The sequence below is a fragment of the Bradyrhizobium sp. DN3 genome (assembly GCF_041357655.1).
Lineage (GTDB): Bacteria > Pseudomonadota > Alphaproteobacteria > Rhizobiales > Xanthobacteraceae > Bradyrhizobium.
In genome coordinates this window covers 45,915-62,406 of sequence record NZ_JAULLN010000015.1, presented here as the reverse complement: position 1 = coordinate 62,406, position 16,492 = coordinate 45,915, and the positions used below count along the sequence as shown (strand labels likewise).

Annotated in this window: 16 protein-coding genes; 9 read left to right on the top strand and 7 right to left on the bottom strand. The window is 65.2% G+C overall.

Annotation, left to right across the window (positions count from 1 at the left end; genetic code table 11):
• The first annotated feature begins 263 nt into the window (after nucleotides 1–263).
• From ptsP to AAE027_RS22150, 4 genes are all read left to right on the top strand, one after another.
• Nucleotides 264–2,531 carry a phosphoenolpyruvate--protein phosphotransferase gene (ptsP, locus tag AAE027_RS22165; RefSeq protein ID WP_091898949.1) on the top strand — a complete coding sequence of 756 codons (2,268 nt, stop codon included), beginning with the start codon at nucleotides 264–266 and terminating at the stop codon, nucleotides 2,529–2,531.
• A 58-nt stretch (nucleotides 2,532–2,589) separates the two neighbouring features.
• Complete coding sequence (gene prfA, locus AAE027_RS22160; protein WP_370990103.1) at nucleotides 2,590–3,675, top strand: peptide chain release factor 1; 1,086 nt, start codon at nucleotides 2,590–2,592, stop codon at nucleotides 3,673–3,675.
• A 3-nt stretch (nucleotides 3,676–3,678) separates the two neighbouring features.
• Entirely contained in the window at nucleotides 3,679–4,560 is an 882-nt protein-coding gene (gene prmC / locus AAE027_RS22155) for a peptide chain release factor N(5)-glutamine methyltransferase (protein ID WP_370990104.1), read from the top strand.
• 459 nt (nucleotides 4,561–5,019) lie between these two features.
• A complete protein-coding gene (locus AAE027_RS22150; RefSeq protein WP_370990105.1) occupies nucleotides 5,020–5,799 on the top strand; it encodes a DUF4167 domain-containing protein in 780 nt (259 codons plus the stop codon).
• A 274-nt stretch (nucleotides 5,800–6,073) separates the two neighbouring features.
• Here AAE027_RS22150 and AAE027_RS22145 read toward each other — a convergent pair whose 3' ends face one another.
• Complete coding sequence (locus tag AAE027_RS22145; RefSeq protein WP_091893760.1) at nucleotides 6,074–6,820, bottom strand: class I SAM-dependent methyltransferase; 747 nt, start codon at nucleotides 6,818–6,820, stop codon at nucleotides 6,074–6,076.
• Between the two features lie 108 nt (nucleotides 6,821–6,928).
• Here AAE027_RS22145 and gloB point away from each other — a divergent pair, with 108 nt between their 5' ends.
• Nucleotides 6,929–7,696 (top strand): hydroxyacylglutathione hydrolase, encoded by a 768-nt coding sequence (gene gloB, locus AAE027_RS22140; RefSeq protein WP_370990106.1) that lies wholly within the window; start codon nucleotides 6,929–6,931, stop codon nucleotides 7,694–7,696.
• A 23-nt stretch (nucleotides 7,697–7,719) separates the two neighbouring features.
• Nucleotides 7,720–8,142: a cupin domain-containing protein gene (locus AAE027_RS22135; protein ID WP_091893764.1), complete on the top strand. Its 423-nt coding sequence runs from the start codon at nucleotides 7,720–7,722 to the stop codon at nucleotides 8,140–8,142.
• 136 nt (nucleotides 8,143–8,278) lie between these two features.
• Here the strand turns inward: AAE027_RS22135 and yddG are convergent, their stop codons facing one another.
• The 3 genes from yddG to AAE027_RS22120 form a co-directional block, all read right to left on the bottom strand.
• The gene (gene yddG, locus AAE027_RS22130) at nucleotides 8,279–9,148 is read right to left on the bottom strand and encodes an aromatic amino acid exporter YddG (protein ID WP_370990107.1); all 870 of its coding nucleotides are present in this window, start codon (nucleotides 9,146–9,148) and stop codon (nucleotides 8,279–8,281) included.
• A 169-nt stretch (nucleotides 9,149–9,317) separates the two neighbouring features.
• Nucleotides 9,318–10,043 (bottom strand): acetoacetyl-CoA reductase, encoded by a 726-nt coding sequence (phbB, locus tag AAE027_RS22125; RefSeq protein WP_091893769.1) that lies wholly within the window; start codon nucleotides 10,041–10,043, stop codon nucleotides 9,318–9,320.
• Between the two features lie 253 nt (nucleotides 10,044–10,296).
• Nucleotides 10,297–11,475 (bottom strand): acetyl-CoA C-acetyltransferase, encoded by a 1,179-nt coding sequence (locus AAE027_RS22120; protein WP_370990108.1) that lies wholly within the window; start codon nucleotides 11,473–11,475, stop codon nucleotides 10,297–10,299.
• 304 nt (nucleotides 11,476–11,779) lie between these two features.
• Here AAE027_RS22120 and phaR point away from each other — a divergent pair, with 304 nt between their 5' ends.
• A complete protein-coding gene (phaR, locus tag AAE027_RS22115; RefSeq protein WP_091893773.1) occupies nucleotides 11,780–12,370 on the top strand; it encodes a polyhydroxyalkanoate synthesis repressor PhaR in 591 nt (196 codons plus the stop codon).
• 212 nt (nucleotides 12,371–12,582) lie between these two features.
• Nucleotides 12,583–13,200: a class I SAM-dependent methyltransferase gene (locus AAE027_RS22110; protein ID WP_370990109.1), complete on the top strand. Its 618-nt coding sequence runs from the start codon at nucleotides 12,583–12,585 to the stop codon at nucleotides 13,198–13,200.
• Between the two features lie 224 nt (nucleotides 13,201–13,424).
• Here AAE027_RS22110 and AAE027_RS22105 read toward each other — a convergent pair whose 3' ends face one another.
• On the bottom strand, nucleotides 13,425–14,312 hold the full coding sequence (locus AAE027_RS22105; RefSeq protein ID WP_370990110.1) for a branched-chain amino acid aminotransferase: 888 nt from the start codon (nucleotides 14,310–14,312) through the stop codon (nucleotides 13,425–13,427).
• 230 nt (nucleotides 14,313–14,542) lie between these two features.
• On the opposite strand from AAE027_RS22105, the gene AAE027_RS22100 reads away from it, so the two are divergent.
• The gene (locus tag AAE027_RS22100) at nucleotides 14,543–15,478 is read left to right on the top strand and encodes an alpha/beta hydrolase (RefSeq protein WP_370990111.1); all 936 of its coding nucleotides are present in this window, start codon (nucleotides 14,543–14,545) and stop codon (nucleotides 15,476–15,478) included.
• 40 nt (nucleotides 15,479–15,518) lie between these two features.
• Here AAE027_RS22100 and AAE027_RS22095 read toward each other — a convergent pair whose 3' ends face one another.
• Both AAE027_RS22095 and AAE027_RS22090 read right to left on the bottom strand, forming a co-directional pair.
• Nucleotides 15,519–15,767: a hypothetical protein gene (locus AAE027_RS22095; protein ID WP_370990112.1), complete on the bottom strand. Its 249-nt coding sequence runs from the start codon at nucleotides 15,765–15,767 to the stop codon at nucleotides 15,519–15,521.
• 118 nt (nucleotides 15,768–15,885) lie between these two features.
• Nucleotides 15,886–16,446: a carboxymuconolactone decarboxylase family protein gene (locus AAE027_RS22090; RefSeq protein WP_370990113.1), complete on the bottom strand. Its 561-nt coding sequence runs from the start codon at nucleotides 16,444–16,446 to the stop codon at nucleotides 15,886–15,888.
• Nucleotides 16,447–16,492 lie beyond the last annotated feature (46 nt).

The following is a 16,492-nucleotide window of genomic DNA, read 5'->3' as shown; positions in this document are numbered from 1 at the left end:
TTTTCTGTTAGCGGTCGCAGCAAACGCGAAGGTGTCCACACATTCGCGTTTGGCAGGCGTTTTGCTTGGCAAAACAAGCCCCAATTCGCTATAGGCGGACAGGGTGGGCTGCCAGATACTGTGCCCCAGTTGAGGCGATGCCGATTCGGCTCTGGCAACCACCAGGGCCGGCGCCGGACGAACAAGCTTGTTGTTTTTCTGGATTTCCGGGCGAGCCGCCGACAGCCCTTCGGGGCCCGGCAGACGGAGGAGATTGACGGTACATGCGGAGCGCGTCGGGAGGTCCCCGCGTCTTGTTGAGACGGCTCCGCGAAACCATGGCGGAGCAGGTCTCAGCCCAGGAGCGGCTGGACAAGATCGTGGTGCTGATTGCCGCCAACATGGTGGCCGAGGTGTGCTCGGTTTATGTGCTGCGCATCGACAACACGCTGGAACTCTACGCCACCGAGGGTCTCAACCGCGAGGCGGTGCACCACACCGTGCTTAGCGCCCATGAGGGCCTGGTCGGCCTCGTCGCCAGCGAGGCGACGCCGCTCAACTTAAGCGATGCGCAGAGCCACCCGGCCTTCTCGTTCCGCCCCGAGACCGGCGAAGAAATCTACCACTCCTTCCTCGGCGTGCCGATCCTGCGGGCCGGCAACACGCTCGGCGTGCTGGTGGTGCAGAACCGCGCCAAGCGGAACTATGTCGAGGAGGAGCTCGAGGCGCTCCAGACCACCGCCATGGTGCTGGCGGAGCTGATTGCCTCCGGCGAACTGTCCGCGCTCGCCCAGCCCGGCCAGGAGCCTGCCGCGCGCCATTCCGCGCAGAAGGTCGGCGCCATCCTGTCGGAAGGCATCGCGCTCGGCCATGTCGTGCTGCACGAGCCGCGCGTGGTCATCAAGGACTACATCGCCGAGGACCTGCCGAAGGAAATCAAGCGGCTCGACACCGCGCTCGCCAAGCTGCGCGCCGATCTCGACCGCATGCTGGAGCGCGGCGACGTCGCCGACGGCGGCGAGCACCGCGACGTGCTGGAAGCCTACCGCATGTTCGCCAACGACCAGGGCTGGTCGCACAAGCTGCACGAAGCGGTCGCCACCGGCCTCACCGCGGAAGCCGCCGTCGAGCGCGTGCAGTCCGATACCCGCGCGCGCATGCTGCGCTCGACCGATCCGTATCTACGCGACCGCCTGCACGACCTGGAAGATCTCGGCTACCGCCTGATGCGACAGCTGGTCGGCCAGGACCACGCGCCTTCACGCGAGCAATTGCCCGATAACGCCATCGTCATCGCCCGTGCGATGGGCCCGGCGGCGCTGCTCGACTACGACCGCAAGCGCCTGCGCGGCATCGTGCTGGAGGAAGGCACCGCCAATTCCCACGTCTCGATCGTGGCGCGCGCGCTCGGAATCCCTGCGGTCGGCGAAGTCCCGAACGCGCCTGGCATCGCCGATCCCGGCGACGCCATCATCGTCGATGGCACGTCGGGCTCGATCTATGTGCGCCCCTCGCAGGAAATCGAGGCCGCCTTCGCCGAGCGCGTGCGCTTCCGCGCCCGCCGCCAGGCGCAGTATCTGGCGCTGCGCGATCGGCCTTGCGTTACCAAGGACGGCCAGAAGGTCGAACTGATGATCAACGCTGGGTTGGCCATCGACCTGCCGCATATCGACGACACCGGCAGCGCCGGCATCGGCCTGTTCCGCACCGAATTGCAATTCATGGTCGGCCAGAGCCTGCCGCGCACCAGCGACCAGCTCGCGCTCTATCGCACCGTGCTGGATGCGGCCGGCAGCAAGCCCGTCACCTTCCGCACCCTCGACATCGGCGGCGACAAGGCGCTGCCCTACATGGAAGCGGTGATCGAGGAGAATCCCGCGCTCGGCTGGCGCGCGATCCGGCTCGGGCTCGATCGTCCCGGCCTGTTGCGCGGCCAAATCCGAGCGCTGTTGCGTGCCGGCGGCGGCCGCGCGTTGCGCATCATGTTCCCGATGATCTCGGAGGTCGCCGAATTCGATGCGGCCAAGGCGCTGGTCGAGCGCGAGCTCACATATTTGCGCCAGCACGGCCACACGCTGCCTGAAAGAATCGACATCGGCACCATGGTCGAGGTGCCGGCCCTGCTCTACCAGCTCGACGAGCTCCTGAAGAAGGTCGACTTCATCTCCGTGGGCTCCAACGATCTGTTCCAGTTCCTGTTCGCGGTCGACCGCGGCAACGCAAAAGTCTCCGAGCGCTTCGACACGATGTCGGCGCCGATCCTGCGCGCGCTGCGCGACATTGCACGCAAGTCCCATGCGGCGAAGAAGTCGCTGTCGCTCTGCGGCGAAATGGCCTCCAAGCCGATCGGCGCGCTGGCGCTGATCGCACTGGGCTATCGCTCGCTGTCGCTCTCGGCCACCGCCCTCGGCCCGGTCAAGGCGATGGTGCTCGACCTCGACGCCAAAAAGGCCGAGGCGATGCTTGGCCCGTTGCTGGACGCGCCTGCGGGCAGCGTCGCGATCCGGCAGAAGCTGACGGAATTTGCCGAGGCCGAAGGCCTGGCGTTGTAGCGAGCCTGGCGCCGCTTCCGCTCTCCTCGCCTCCGTCCGCCCATTTGAGACTGTACCGATGTCGTCACTCCCCGAAGCCAAACTGGACGTCCTGCTCGCGCATCACGCCTCGCTCGAGGCCGAATCGCTGGGCCAGCTCGCCTCCGACCGTTATGTGCAGATCACGCGCGAGCTCGCCGAGATCACGCCGCTGATCGAGGCGGTGAAGACCTATCGTTCCGCGGTCAGGGAGCTCGCCGATACCGAAGCCCTGATCGCCGATCCCGCGACCGATGCCGAGATGCGCGGCATGGCGGAAGCCGAGCGCGACGAGCTCGCCGCAAAGATCGAGGAGCTGGTCCAGAAGATCCGCGTCGCGCTGCTGCCCAAGGACGCCATGGACGACCGCAACGTGGTGCTGGAAATCCGCGCCGGCACCGGCGGCGACGAGGCTTCGCTGTTCGCCGGCGATCTGTTCCGGATGTACGAGCGCTTCGCCGGCCTTCAGGGCTGGAAGGTCGAGGTGATCTCGGCCAGCGAAGGCACCGTCGGCGGCTACAAGGAGATCATCGCCGAGGTGCAGGGCCGCGGCGCATTCTCCAAGCTGAAGTTCGAATCCGGCGTACACCGGGTGCAGCGCGTGCCCGATACGGAGACGCAGGGGCGCATTCACACCTCCGCGGCGACGGTCGCGGTGCTGCCGGAGGTCGAGGATGTTGACGTCGACATCAAGAACGAGGATCTGCGTATCGAGACCATGCGCGCGCAGGGCGCCGGCGGCCAGCACGTCAACAAGACCGAATCGGCGATCCGCATCACCCACATCCCGACCGGGATCGTGGTGATGATGCAGGACAGCCGCTCGCAGCACAAGAACCGCGCCTCCGCCATGAATATCCTGCGCTCGCGCATCTACGACGCCGAGCGCCAGCGCGTCGATGCCGCGCGTTCGGCCGAGCGCAAGGAGAAGGTCGGCTCCGGCGACCGCAGCGAGCGCATCCGCACCTATAACTTCCCGCAAGGGCGCGTGACCGACCATCGCATCAATCTGACGCTCTACAAGCTGCCGCAGGTGATCGCGGGGGAAGCACTCGGCGAGCTGATCGACGCGCTGACCACAGAGCACCAGGCCGCGCAGCTCGCCGCGCAGGGCGCGGCGGCCTGACGCGTGAGCAATCCCTTCACCGGACAATCGATCGAGAGCGTGCGGCGCACGCTGGCCACGCAATTGAGATCGGCCCAGCTCGACGAAGCCGAGCTCGATGCCCGCATCCTGCTCGGTGCGGTGCTCGGCCTCGACCTCACTGGCCTGATCGCGCAGGCCGCCCGCCCCCTCACGGAAGCCGAGGCGTCGCGGCTCGCACAGCATTTACAGCGTCGCATCGCCGGCGAGCCGGTGGCGCGCATTCTCGGCACACGCGAATTCTGGGGGCTGCCATTTCGCCTGTCCGAAGCGACCCTGGTCCCGCGTCCCGATACCGAGACCGTGGTCGAGCTCGCACTCGAAATCCTTCGCGAGCAGAAGGCATCTCATCCACCCCGCATCGCCGACATCGGCACCGGATCCGGCGCGATCCTGCTTGCGCTGCTGCACGAAATTCCTGATGCCTTCGGCGTCGGCACCGACCTCAGCCTGACCGCGCTCGTCACGGCCAGGGACAATGCCAGGGCTCTCGGCCTCGCCGACCGCGCCGCCTTCGTCGCCTGCTCCTATGCGGCGGCGCTCTCGGGCCCGTTCGATCTCATCGTGTCGAACCCGCCCTATATTCCCTCGGCCGAAATCCCGAAATTGAGCATCGAGGTGCGCGAGCACGATCCGCATCTGGCACTCGACGGTGGCAATGACGGATACGACGCCTATCGCGCCCTGATCCCGCAGGCGAGCGAACGCCTCGCCCCCGGGGGCGCGCTGATCGTCGAGGCCGGACAGGGCCAGGCCCGAAATATTGAAACCTTGATGGCGGCTGCCGCGTTAGTGCTGGACAGGCCACCCAAGGCCGATCTGGCGGGCATTCCGCGGGCCGTTTCGGCCCGAAAAATGCCCCCATAAAAGCCGGATTGGCCCGTAAAAACCTCTTGGAATATCCCGTGGGAACGACTACGTTTCGGTCAACACATCGGTGCCGGCCCCGTAGACCTACGGGCGAAAGCCGGGCTCTCGGGCGAGAGCTTTACTGATTATAGGTTCCAAGCCGCAGGTCCTGTTGAGCGCGATGGCCAGTGGAGCTGCGCTGCTCTCCGACCGCAACGTGAACGAAAGCCTATTGCGCTTGAAGACTTACGCAAGAAAGCTGGGCCTGTTTCGGCAGGCGATATGAATGGGTTCGCTGGCAATGAATGCTGGCGGGTGGGGAACGCGTCTTTGTTGAACGCGACGGTCGACGAACATCGGCAGGGTTCAGGCTGCTCTTGCACGCGGTGCGTGCGAGAACCGTGAACCGCTGTCACCAGGTCACTCCGAGCAATCAGTAATGCGTGCAACCTTTAGGGCTGGAATTAAAGGCAGGACATGAGAAACGGTCAGAACAAGCAGCGGATGCGCAACCGCAACAACAATAACAACAACAACCGGCGCGGTCAGAACCCGATGACCCGGGTCTTCGAGTCCAACGGGCCCGACATCAAGATCCGCGGCACGGCTTCGCACATCGCTGAAAAATATCTTCAGCTCGCGCGCGATGCGCGCTCCTCCGGCGACCCCGTTGCGGCCGAGAACTACTACCAGCATGCCGAGCATTATTTCCGCCTGATCGCGGCCGCCCAGGAGCAGTTCCGCCAGAATCAGCAGCAGCCGCGCGGTGACGAGCCCATCGCCAGCAGCGACGACAGCGAGGACGATGGCGAGAATTTCTCGGCCTTCGGCCAGGAGCCGGGCTTCGTCCCGCAGCCGCCGCAGCAGCCTTTCATGCGCGACCGCGATGGCCAGCGTGATCACCATCAGCGCGATCATCAGCCGCGCGACAACCAGCAGCCCTATCAGCGCGATCAGCAGCAGCCGCGCGAGCACCGCGAACGCGAGCATCGTCCGCAACCGCAATATCAGCCGCAGCCGCAGAATCAGCCGCAGCCCGTCATCTCCGATGCCGGCAGCGTCGATCGCCTGCCCTCCTTCATCACCGGCGCGCAGCCACAAGTGAATGTCGGCGCAAATGGCGGCCAGGGCGGCTTCGAGGGTGGCGGCGGCGGTGGCGAACGCTATCCGCGGCGGCGCCGCCGGCCGCATGGCCCGCGTCCCGAGCGCGAAGCCGCTCCGGTCGCGCCCAGCGACGATCTCGCGACCGGCGAGTAAGCTTCTTCCGATTTCGTGAACTGCATCGTCCCGGCCACGCCGGGACGATTTGTTTTTGGCAATGCGCGTTGGCTGAGTTGCACCTCTTGCGGGAGAGGTCGGCATTAGGCGGCCTCGGCCGCCGTTCTTGAAAAACGCCGATGCTTTGCATCGGCTATGGCGCCGGGTGAGGGCTCTCTCCTCTTGGCGAATCTCTCTGCGGAGGCACCCTCTCCCCACCCCTCTCCCGCAAGCGGGAGAGGGAGCGCACCGTCTTCGCGGCAACGCCGATGGCTCAGCTCCGTGTCACCGTCGTCGAGGACGGCACCAGCACGGGCTTCGCCAATGAGGGAATCAGCCGTGCCCGCTCGCGCTTGGCGGGGATGGCGCGGTAGACCTGCTTGGTGGCTTCGACGATGTGCACGCCCGCAAAGGGCAGTGACAGTGCCGCGCCGGCGCGCTCCCACATCTGCGCCGATTTCAATACCCAGCCGCCGGCGTAAGGCGGCATGAACAGCGCCTCGCCCCAGGCCGTCGGCGTGAACCAGGTCTGACGCAGCAGCTCGGTGATCTGCGAGCGCGAATAGGGCCGGCCATGGCCGAACGGCGTGCTGTCGGTGCGCGTCCACACCCCACGCCGATTCGGGATCACGGCGATGACGCGGCCGGACGGCGCCAGCACGCGCCATACTTCGCGCAGCAGCGCAGCCGGATCGTCCGACATCTCCAGCGCGTGGACCAGCAGAATGCGGTCGACCGCGGCGTCAGGAAGCGGCAGCGAGAACTCGTCGACCAGCGAGGCCAGCGCGGGCCGCCCGGTCGGCCATTTCAGGACGCCCTGGGCCGCCGGCATGAACGCGATGCAGCGCTCGGCATCCTCGCGGAACAGTCCGAGATAGGGCGTGGGGTAGCCGATGCCGAGCACGCGCTGACCCTCGGCGCCCGGCCAGCGCTGCCTGATGCCGCGATTGATCATTTGCCGCGCCACGATCCCGAGGCGGCGGGAATAGAACTCGCGGAGGTCGACGACGTCGATGGTCATGACGGCAATGTAACATGCGTAAGGCCGCCGCCGCGCGCGGAATATTGCATTGCCTGCGCAACGTTAACGCCATATTTGTCTGGCGGGGCTGAGCCCGATGGAGATGTCATGGCCGCCGAAATTCGTACTTTCACCTGTTTAAACGACAATTTCGGTTATCTGATCCACGATGTGGAAACCAAGGCGACGGCGTCGATCGATGCCCCGGAGGCAGGTCCCATCCTCAAGGCGTTGGAGCGCGAGGGCTGGCAACTCACCGACATCCTGATCACCCATCATCACGGCGATCATGTCGGCGGGGTCGCCGAACTCAAGCAGAAATTCAATTGCCGCGTCGTCGCGCCGCATGACAAGACCACGAAGATTGCCAACGTCGATTTGCGCGTCGCCAATGCCGACGTGGTGAAGATCGGCAACCTGCTGGCGCGCGTCGTGGAGACGCCCGGCCACACGCTCGACCACGTCTCCTACGTGTTCGACAATGAGAAGACCGTATTCGCCGCCGACACGCTGTTCTCGATCGGCTGCGGCCGCGTGTTCGAAGGCACCTATCCGATGATGTGGGATTCGCTGTTGAAGCTGCGGGCCCTGCCCGACGACTTCAAGCTCTATTGCGGCCACGAATACACGGCATCCAACGTCAAATTCGCGCTGACCGTCGACCCTGACAATGCGGCGCTCCAGGCCCGCGCGGCGGAGGTCGCCAAGCTGCGGGCCGAGAACAAACCGACCATTCCCGTACTGCTCGGCGACGAGAAGCGTGCAAACGTGTTCCTGCGCGCCGACGAGCCCTCGGTCGCCGCCAGGCTGCACATGAAGGGCGCGGATGCCGCCGCGGTGTTCGGCGAGCTGCGCGAGCGCAAGAACAAATCTTGAAGAACAAGTCCTGACGGGGACCGATGCCGACCGCAGCCGAGATCATCGCCCGCCTCGAGCTCCGACCGCATCCTGAAGGCGGGCACTACCGCGAGACGTTTCGCGACCAGGCGACCGACGCGCAAGGACGCTCGCGCTCAACCTCGATCTACTTCCTGCTCGCGCGCGGCGAGCGCTCGCATTGGCATCGCATCGATGCGGTCGAGACTTGGCACTATTACGCCGGCAGCCCGCTGACGCTGCGCATCGCGCATGACGGCTGCTCCCAGCACGAGGTGCAGCTCGGCACGGACCTCGTCAGCGGCCAGCGGCCGCAGGCGATCGTGCCGGCAAATGCCTGGCAGATGGCGGAGACGACGGGCGAGTGGACCCTGGTCGGCTGCACCGTCGCGCCCGCGTTCGAGTTCGCGACCTTCGAGCTCGCGCCACAGGGCTGGGAGCCGTAGCTCCACACAGTCATTCCGGGGCGCCGCGCAACCGGCGAACTATGATGCGCAGTTGCGCATCAGAGAATCCATCTCGGCACCAATGACGCGGATAAATGGATACCGGGTTCGCGCTTCGCGCGCCCCGGAATGACAATCAGCGCTTCCGTAGCACCATGTCCTTCGCCGCGATCAGGCCGCCGCCGGCGATCAGGATGGCGGCGACGGCGATGTTGGTGCTGGCTTTTGCAAAGCCGGCGGCGATGAGGAAGCCGGTCGAGAGCAGCGGCGTCGCGTAGGAGGCGGCGCCGAGCACGCGGATGTCACCGCGCTTCATGCCGATGTCCCAGCTGTAGAAGGCAGCACCGACGGGACCGATGCCGAGCGCGACCACGGAAAGCCATTGCAGCGTGGTCTCCGGCCAGACGGTGGTCTCGAGCGCGGCGTGCATCAGCGCGGCGAGCGCCGCGGTCGCGAGGCAGAATCCGGCGACCGCATCGGTCGGCACCGTCTTCAATCGCCGCGACAGCACCGAATAACTCGCCCAGACGAAAGCGGCGATGAAAGCCGCGACCAGTCCCGGCACCGCCCCCGGCGCAAAGCCGCTGCTATTGCCGGCAAACAGCAGCACGGTGCCGACGAGACCGAGCACGGCTCCGATGATGTGATGCAGGAACAGCCGTTCGCCCGGCAGGAAGGACGAGAACAGCACGATCAGCAGCGGCCAGAGATAATTCAAGAGGCCTGCTTCAGCCGGCGGCGCGAAGCGCAGCGCGAGGAAATAGAGCGCGTGATAGCCGAACAGGCCGCCGACGCCGACGACCCAGACGACGAGCGGCTGGCGCAGGCTGTTCGCCGCCTCGCGGCGACCGATCCAGGTGAGCAGGCCGACGAGACCGCCGATCGCGAAGGTCATCGCGGCGAGCTGGAATGCCGGAATCTTTCCGGTCGCCACCGTCATCACTGAGAGCAGCGACCACATCAGGATCGCGGTCAATCCGATCAGCGTCGCGGTGCGGGGAGTCATTGTGGAAGGCCTCGTCATTCCGGGATGGCGCGTAGCGCCGGACCCGGAATCTCGAGATTCCGGGTTCGCCGCTGTCGCGGCGCCCAGGAATGACAGTGCATGGACAAATGCCCGGGACAAGCCCGGGCATGGCGATGTTGCCAATATCAGTCCGCGTGATGCCTGTGCATCACACCATGTATTGGCCGCCGTTGACGGTCAGCGTCGAGCCGGTGATGGCGCCGGCCTCATCAGCGGCGAGGAACACGACGGCGCGTGCGATCTCCTCGGGCTCGCCGAGACGGCCGATCGGGATCAGCGGCAGGATCGCCTTTTCCAGCACGTCCTTCGGCACCGCCTGCACCATCTCGGTGTTGATGTAGCCGGGGCAAATCGCGTTCACGGTGACGCCGCCTTTGGCGTTCTCCAGCGCCAAGGCCTTGGTGAAGCCGATCTCGCCGGCTTTCGCCGCGGAATAATTCACCTGGCCGAACTGGCCCTTCTGGCCGTTGATCGAGGAGATGTTGATGATGCGGCCGAACTTGCGCCCGCGCATGCCTTCGATGACCTGGCGCGACATGTTGAACAGCGAGCCGAGATTGGTGCCGATCACGGCATTCCACTGCTCGAGGCTCATCTTGTGGAAGGCGCCGTCCTTGGTGATGCCGGCGTTGTTGACGAGCACGTCGATCGGGCCGACCTCGGCCTCGACCTTCTTCACGCCCTCGGCGCAGGCATCGAAACTGCTGACGTCCCATTTGTAGACCGCGATGCCGGTCTCGGCCTTGAACTTCTCCGCCGCAGCATCATTGCCGGCATAGCTCGCCGCAACCTTGTAGCCGGCCGCCTTCAGCGCCTTGCTGATCGCAGCACCGATGCCCCGCGTACCACCCGTGACCAATGCAACACGTGCCATATCGTATTCCTTCCCTTGGACTCTTCGGACGTTTCTGACGCGATCGTTTTTTAACTGCGGATTATGCGGGACGTTTGACGGACATCAAGAACAAAACGCCCGGCATGAGCCGGGCGTTTCTCTTTAGTCGAGGCATGCGCAGTTGCGAAGAATATTTGATTTGCAACCGCCGCCTTTTTAATCGCGTGCAATGCACTCACTGATGTGTGCAGCGCACGCGCAAATGACGCGTAAGTTACGTGTCAGGCTTTCCTCAGTCGCGCGCCAGACACATCGCGATACCCATGCCGCCGCCGATGCACAGCGTGGCAAGACCCTTCTTCGAATCGCGCTTCTGCATTTCATGCAGCAGCGTCACCAGCACGCGCGCGCCGGATGCACCGATCGGATGGCCGATCGCAATCGCGCCGCCATTGACGTTGACCTTGGAGGTGTCCCAGCCGAGGTCCTTGTTGACGGCGCAGGCCTGCGCCGCGAAAGCTTCGTTGGCCTCGATCAGGTCGAGATCGCCGACACTCCAGCCGGCCTTCTTCAGCGCGGCGCGCGAAGCCGGGATCGGGCCCGAGCCCATGATCTTCGGATCGACGCCGGCCTGCGCCCAGGACACGATGCGCGCAAGCGGCTTCTTGCCTTCCTTGGCGGCCTGCTTCGCGGTCATGAGCACCACGGCGGCAGCGCCGTCATTGATGCCGGAAGCCGAGCCCGCGGTGACCGTGCCGTCCTTCTCGAAGGCCGGCTTGAGCTTGGCCATCCCGTCGAGCGTCGCGCCATGGCGCGGATATTCGTCGGCGTTGACGACGACGTCACCCTTGCGGGTCTTGATGGTGACGGGAACGATCTCGTCGTTGAACCTGCCGGCCTTCTGCGCGGCCTCGGCCTTCTGCTGCGAGGCGACCGCGAACTCGTCCTGCTGGGCGCGGGTGATCTGCCACTGGCGCGCGACGTTCTCGGCGGTGTTGCCCATGTGATAGCCGTTGAAGGCATCCCACAGGCCGTCCTTGATCATGGTGTCGACCAATTCGAGGCCGCCCATCTTGACGCCGCCGCGCAGATGCTGGGCGTGCGGGGCCATGCTCATGGACTCCTGTCCGCCGGCGACCACGATCTCGGAATCGCCGTTGAGCAGCGCCTGGTAGCCGAGCGCGACGGTGCGCAGGCCGGAGCCGCAGAGCTGGTTGACGCCCCAGGCCGGGCTCTCCACCGGAATGCCGGCGCCGATCGAGGCTTGGCGGGCCGGGTTCTGGCCCTGAGCGGCGGTCAGAATCTGACCCATGATGACTTCCGAGACGCGGCCGGGCTCGATGCCACCGCGCTCCAGCGCCGCCTTGATGGCGATGGCGCCGAGATCGTGGGCGGGAAGGGTCGCGAACGCTCCGTTGAAGCTTCCGACCGGGGTGCGGGCGGCGCTGACGATGACGACATCGTCTGACATGGGCATCTCCTGAGGTTGATTGGGGGCAGGCGGGGCTGGGAAAACGGCTCGCCAGTCTCGGACGGCATCCTGTTAACGTCGTTGCGGCATGTCAATCGGCCGGAGACCGAATTCATGCCGCAGCGCATTCAAAATAGTGTTCTTGGCGCTTTCGCAAGCACGTTTTTGCTGCCCGATTAACCGTGGCGCACAAAACGGTAGCGTGACCCCTTTGAAAATGCTTATTTTGTTGCGTTGCGTACTCTTCCCGCCCTGCGGCATTGCCCGTCGGGTTCCTGTTCTCCGCGCTTGCAAGTGAGAGCCCATGGCGAAATCAGACCAACCCACCACCATCAAGAAATACGCGAACCGCCGGCTCTATAATACCGGAACGAGCACTTATGTGACGCTCGAGGACCTCGCCGCCATGGTCAAGGACGGCGAGGATTTCCTGGTCTACGACGCCAAGACCGGCGACGACATCACCCGCTCCGTGCTCGCCCAGATCATCTTCGAGCAGGAGAACAAGGCCGGCCAGAACCTGCTGCCGACCACCTTCCTGCGCCAGCTCATCCGCTTCTACGGCGACAGCATGCAGATGGTGGTGCCGAAATATCTGGAACAGTCGATCGCGACCCTGACCCAGGAGCAGGAGAAGTTCCGTAAGCAGATCGCCAACACGCTGTCCGGCACACCCTTTGCTCCGCTCGAGGAGCAGGTCCGCCGCAACATGGAGCTATTCCAGCAGACCTTCTCGATGTTCAAGCCCTTCGCCGCGCCTCGCCCGGCGGCCGGCGCGGAGCCGGAGCCCGATGCCAATGCCGAGGCGCCGAAGGACAGCAACATCGACGATCTGCGCCAGCAGATGAAGGAAATGCAGGAACGCCTCGAGCGGATGTCGAAGAAGGACGAGTAGGTCCTCTCATTGGCGCCAACCCGCCGTGCCACGGGCGGACGATCGGCCGCTTTGACCGACTGCTTCCCAATGTCGTCCTGGCGAAGGCCAGGACCCATACTCCGAGGCGGTGGTTGTTGATGCGGGCTGAGGCCGCAAATTGCGACCACAACATCGAGTGGTGATAATTGGTCCTGGCTTTCGCCAGGACGACGCTGGAGAGGCATGCCGCCATGTCCGATCGAAGCGCGCATTGGGACAACGTCTACGCCACCAAGGGCGAGGCCGAGGTCAGCTGGTTTCAGAGCAGCCCGACGACCTCGCTCGCGATGATCAGAGCAGCCAACCTAGACCCCGAGGCCGCCATCATCGACATTGGCGGCGGCGCATCGCGGCTCGTCGATGCTCTGTTGCAGGACGGATATCGCGATATCGCCGTGCTGGATCTCTCTGCCAACGCGCTTGACCTAGCGAAGAAGCGACTCGGCGCCGCCGCGTCAGCGGTCGAGTGGATCGTTGCCGACGCCACGACATGGCGCCCGGCAAAGACATACGATCTATGGCACGATCGCGCGGCGTTTCACTTCCTGACCGATGCCCGCGACAGGGCTGCCTATGTCGAGCGCCTGCGGTTGGCACTTGCGCCTGGCGGTCACGTCATCATCGCGACGTTCGCGCCCGACGGCCCGGAGAAATGCAGCGGTCTGCCGGTGCAGCGACATGACAGCGCGAGCCTTTTGGCAGAGTTGGGAGCGGAGTTCGAGCTAATCGAAACGCGCCGCGAGACGCATCACACGCCGTGGGATTCGACGCAGGCATTTCAGTTCAGCCGTTTTCAAAAGCGCAGCTAAAGGTCACTGTCATGCCCCGGCTTGCCGCCTTCGCTAAAGCTTCGGCGGCCGAGCACCCTTGTGGCCCCGGCGTAGCCTTGGCGGAGCCGGGACCAGGGCATCCAGTACGCCGCGGCCTCTCGATCAATCACTTCCGTCTCTGGAATACTGGATCGCCCGGTCAAGCCGGGCGATGACAGCGGAGTGAGTGGCGCGAAAGCGCTCGCAATGACGGAGCTCGCAGCTCAAGCCGCCAGCTTCACCGCATGCGCAAAGTCCCAATAGAGTTTTCGCGCCCGGGTGTAGAACGGGCCCGGCTTCAGCTCGCGCTCGTCGATGCGGACAACCGGCGCGACCTTGGCGAAATTGCCGGATGAAAAGATCTCGTCGGCGGCGAGGAAATCGGCATAGCGCAGCGTCTTCTCGACCACGGTGATGCCGTCGCCGCGAAGCAGGCTGATAACGCGCTGGCGCGTGATGCCGTTGAGGAACGTGCCGTTGGGCACCGGCGTGTAGACCACGCCGTCCTTGGCCATGAACACATTGGAATTGCCGAACTCGGCGACGTTGCCGAGCATGTCGAGCATCAACGCGTTCTGAAAGCCGCGCGAGGCGGCTTCCGCCAACGCGCGCGAATTGTTCGGATAGAGGCAGGCGGCCTTGGCCTCGACCGGGGCGCATTCGGCGGTGGGCCTGCGGAACGGCGACAGCGTGATGGCGTTGCCGACGGGTTTTGGCATCGGCGCCTCGTAGATGCACAGGCACCAATTGGTGGTCTCGGGGTCGAACAGCACGCCGCCGCCCGAACCGTTCTGCGCCCAATACATCGGACGGACATAGAGCTCGGCATTGGCCGCAAAGCGCGCAATGCCCTCGCGCGCGAGCGTGAGCCAGGTGTCGGTATCGACCACCGGCTTCAGGCCAAAATTGACCGCCGATTGATTGGCGCGGGCGAGGTGGCGGTCGAGATCGGGCGCCACACCCTCGAACGCGCGCGCGCCGTCGAATACGATCGAGCCGAGCCAAGCCGCATGCGTGCGCGGGCCCATGATCGGCACATTGCCGTCGTGCCATTTGCCCTCGAAGAAGGTCCAGCTCGGCGAATATTCGATCGGCTTCTTGATCTCGGCCATGACCGGCCTCCCCTTGGAAATATCCGGGCACTATTGTCCCAATTTCTAAACGATTTGCTGCGGAGATTGGGTAAGTTACCCTCTCCCCTTGTGGGAGAGGGTGGCTTCGCGGCACGCGAAGCCGGGTGAGGGGTCTCTCTTCGCGAACTCGATAGAGGTTCTATGCGGATACGGACCCCTCATCCGGCGCTTCGCGCCACCTTCTCCCACAAGGGGAGAAGGAAAATCTCATGCCGCTCGATCCGCTCGCAAAGCGCTTGTTGACCATGGTGGCTGCCGCCGCGCCGCAGGCACGAAGCCGGCCGAGCGTGGAGGCACGGCGGCAGTCACTGGCCAAGCTGATGCAGTTCGCGCGCGCTGATGCGCCGGATGTGACGACGTCCGACGGCAGGCTGCCCGGCCCTGGCGGCGAGCTGCCCTATCGCCTCTATGCGCCCGCAAGCGCCGGTGAACGCGCGCCGGGCTTCGTGTTCTTTCACGGCGGCGGCCTCGTCGCCGGCAGCATTGCCACGCATGACCGCATCGCGGCGGCGCTGGCGCATGCGACCGGCTGCCGCCTCGTCTCGGTCGACTACCGGCTCGCGCCCGAGCACAGATTTCCCGCCGCCGTCGACGACGCGGTTGCCGCCACCGAATGGGTCGCGCGCGAAGCACCAACACTCGGCATCGATGCCGAACGGCTGGTGGTCGGCGGCGATTCTGCCGGCGCCACGCTGGCTGCGATCGTGTGCCAGGAGGCGGCTCAGAACGCGGGCCTCTCCATCGTCGCGCAATGCCTGATCTGCCCGGTGCTGGATTTCGAAGAGACCTCGCCTTCGCGCGAGGAATTCGCCGAGGGTCATCTGATCGATCGCGCCACCATCGAAGCCGATCTCGCCGACTATCTGCCGGGCGGCCTGGATGCCGCCGATCCCCGCGTCTCGCCCCTGCGCGCGACGCGGCTCACAGGCCTGCCGACGGCGATCATCCACACCGCCGAGTTCGATCCCATGCGCGACGAAGGCAATGCCTATGCCCGCAAGCTGCTCGCCGCGGGCGTCGTCGTCGAGCATGTCTGCCACGACGGCATGGTCCACAATTTCCACGCCATGGGCGCGATCCTGCCGCAGGCGCAGCTCATGCTATCGCAGATCGGCGAGCAGGTCAGGCGCGCGGTCGCGAGGTGAGGTCTTTCCCCTCATCCCGTTGTGGACGAAGAAAGCAGCATCACGCCCTTGCGCCGATCACCGCACGCGCCGCGATCACGTATTCAGGCCAATGCGCGTCCGCATAGCGCTCGGCCTGGCGCGCACAAGCAAGGTCAGGCGCATGAGCTGCTGCAATCATGCGCGCAAAGCGCTCTTCGGCAACGGTGGCGTCGTCCGTGGCAAGCTGCGGCGCGGTGGCTACCGCTGCGGTCGGAGCGACGACGAGCCCCGCCAGTCCAGTGAGCAAGATGCGGCGTGACGTTTTCATGGCTGTCATTTCCTGTTGCCCTGTCCTGTTTCTTTTGCGCTTGCAATCATGAGTGGCGAATGCGTGCGACAAGGTAGCGCTCCACTTCCGCCCGGTCCAGAAGCGCAAATGTGGCAAGCTAGTCCGGCACCGGTACGTCGAACGTGTTGAGCGTGACCGAGACCATGCAGTAAACGCCGACGAGGTAGGAGAGTTCGGCCGCGCCGTGCTCGCCAAACTCCTTCACGGCGGCGCGCCAGGTCAATTCCGGCAGAACGCCGCCACCGACCAGCGCGGACGCCACGTCATAGGCGACGGCCTCCTGCCTGGTGAGATCAACCGGCCGCTGTCCGGCGACGATAGTCGCGAGCTTCTCGTCGGACAGTCCGCGCCGCTCGGCGACCAGCACATGGGCATAGAGCTCGTAGCCGGAGCGGAAATGCGAGCCGGTGACGAGGATGGCGACCTCGCGCACCGGCGCCGGCAGCAGCGGGTTCGACGCGATCGCCTTGACCAGCTCCCACACCGGCTTGCCGAAGCGCGGCTCGCGGATCCAGGGATTCCAGGGGCCGAGCAGCGCGCCGTCGTCGCGCATGTTCACAAAACCCTTGAAGTGGTCCTTGATGCCGGCTCGCATGTCGTCATAGAGCGGCTTCTGTTCGTCGGTCAGATCCTTGGGATCGAGAATGGGAAGGCGCACGGCGGGGATCTCCTCGTTGAGAAGATGCGAGGCTCGCCTGCAGGCA

Excerpts from the sequence above, each read along its gene's own strand:
- phbB (WP_091893769.1), bottom strand. The coding sequence starts at position 10,043 with ATGGCACGTGTTGCATTGGTCACGGGTGGTACGCGGGGCATCGGTGCT.
- prfA (WP_370990103.1), top strand. The coding sequence starts at position 2,590 with ATGTCGTCACTCCCCGAAGCCAAACTGGACGTCCTGCTCGCGCATCAC.
- AAE027_RS22105 (WP_370990110.1), bottom strand. The coding sequence starts at position 14,312 with ATGGCCGAGATCAAGAAGCCGATCGAATATTCGCCGAGCTGGACCTTC.
- ptsP (WP_091898949.1), top strand. The coding sequence starts at position 264 with ATGCGGAGCGCGTCGGGAGGTCCCCGCGTCTTGTTGAGACGGCTCCGC.
- AAE027_RS22150 (WP_370990105.1), top strand. The coding sequence starts at position 5,020 with ATGAGAAACGGTCAGAACAAGCAGCGGATGCGCAACCGCAACAACAAT.
- AAE027_RS22100 (WP_370990111.1), top strand. The coding sequence starts at position 14,543 with ATGCCGCTCGATCCGCTCGCAAAGCGCTTGTTGACCATGGTGGCTGCC.
- gloB (WP_370990106.1), top strand. The coding sequence starts at position 6,929 with ATGGCCGCCGAAATTCGTACTTTCACCTGTTTAAACGACAATTTCGGT.
- AAE027_RS22095 (WP_370990112.1), bottom strand. The coding sequence starts at position 15,767 with ATGAAAACGTCACGCCGCATCTTGCTCACTGGACTGGCGGGGCTCGTC.
- AAE027_RS22135 (WP_091893764.1), top strand. The coding sequence starts at position 7,720 with ATGCCGACCGCAGCCGAGATCATCGCCCGCCTCGAGCTCCGACCGCAT.
- AAE027_RS22110 (WP_370990109.1), top strand. The coding sequence starts at position 12,583 with ATGTCCGATCGAAGCGCGCATTGGGACAACGTCTACGCCACCAAGGGC.
- yddG (WP_370990107.1), bottom strand. The coding sequence starts at position 9,148 with ATGACTCCCCGCACCGCGACGCTGATCGGATTGACCGCGATCCTGATG.
- AAE027_RS22120 (WP_370990108.1), bottom strand. The coding sequence starts at position 11,475 with ATGTCAGACGATGTCGTCATCGTCAGCGCCGCCCGCACCCCGGTCGGA.
- phaR (WP_091893773.1), top strand. The coding sequence starts at position 11,780 with ATGGCGAAATCAGACCAACCCACCACCATCAAGAAATACGCGAACCGC.
- AAE027_RS22145 (WP_091893760.1), bottom strand. The coding sequence starts at position 6,820 with ATGACCATCGACGTCGTCGACCTCCGCGAGTTCTATTCCCGCCGCCTC.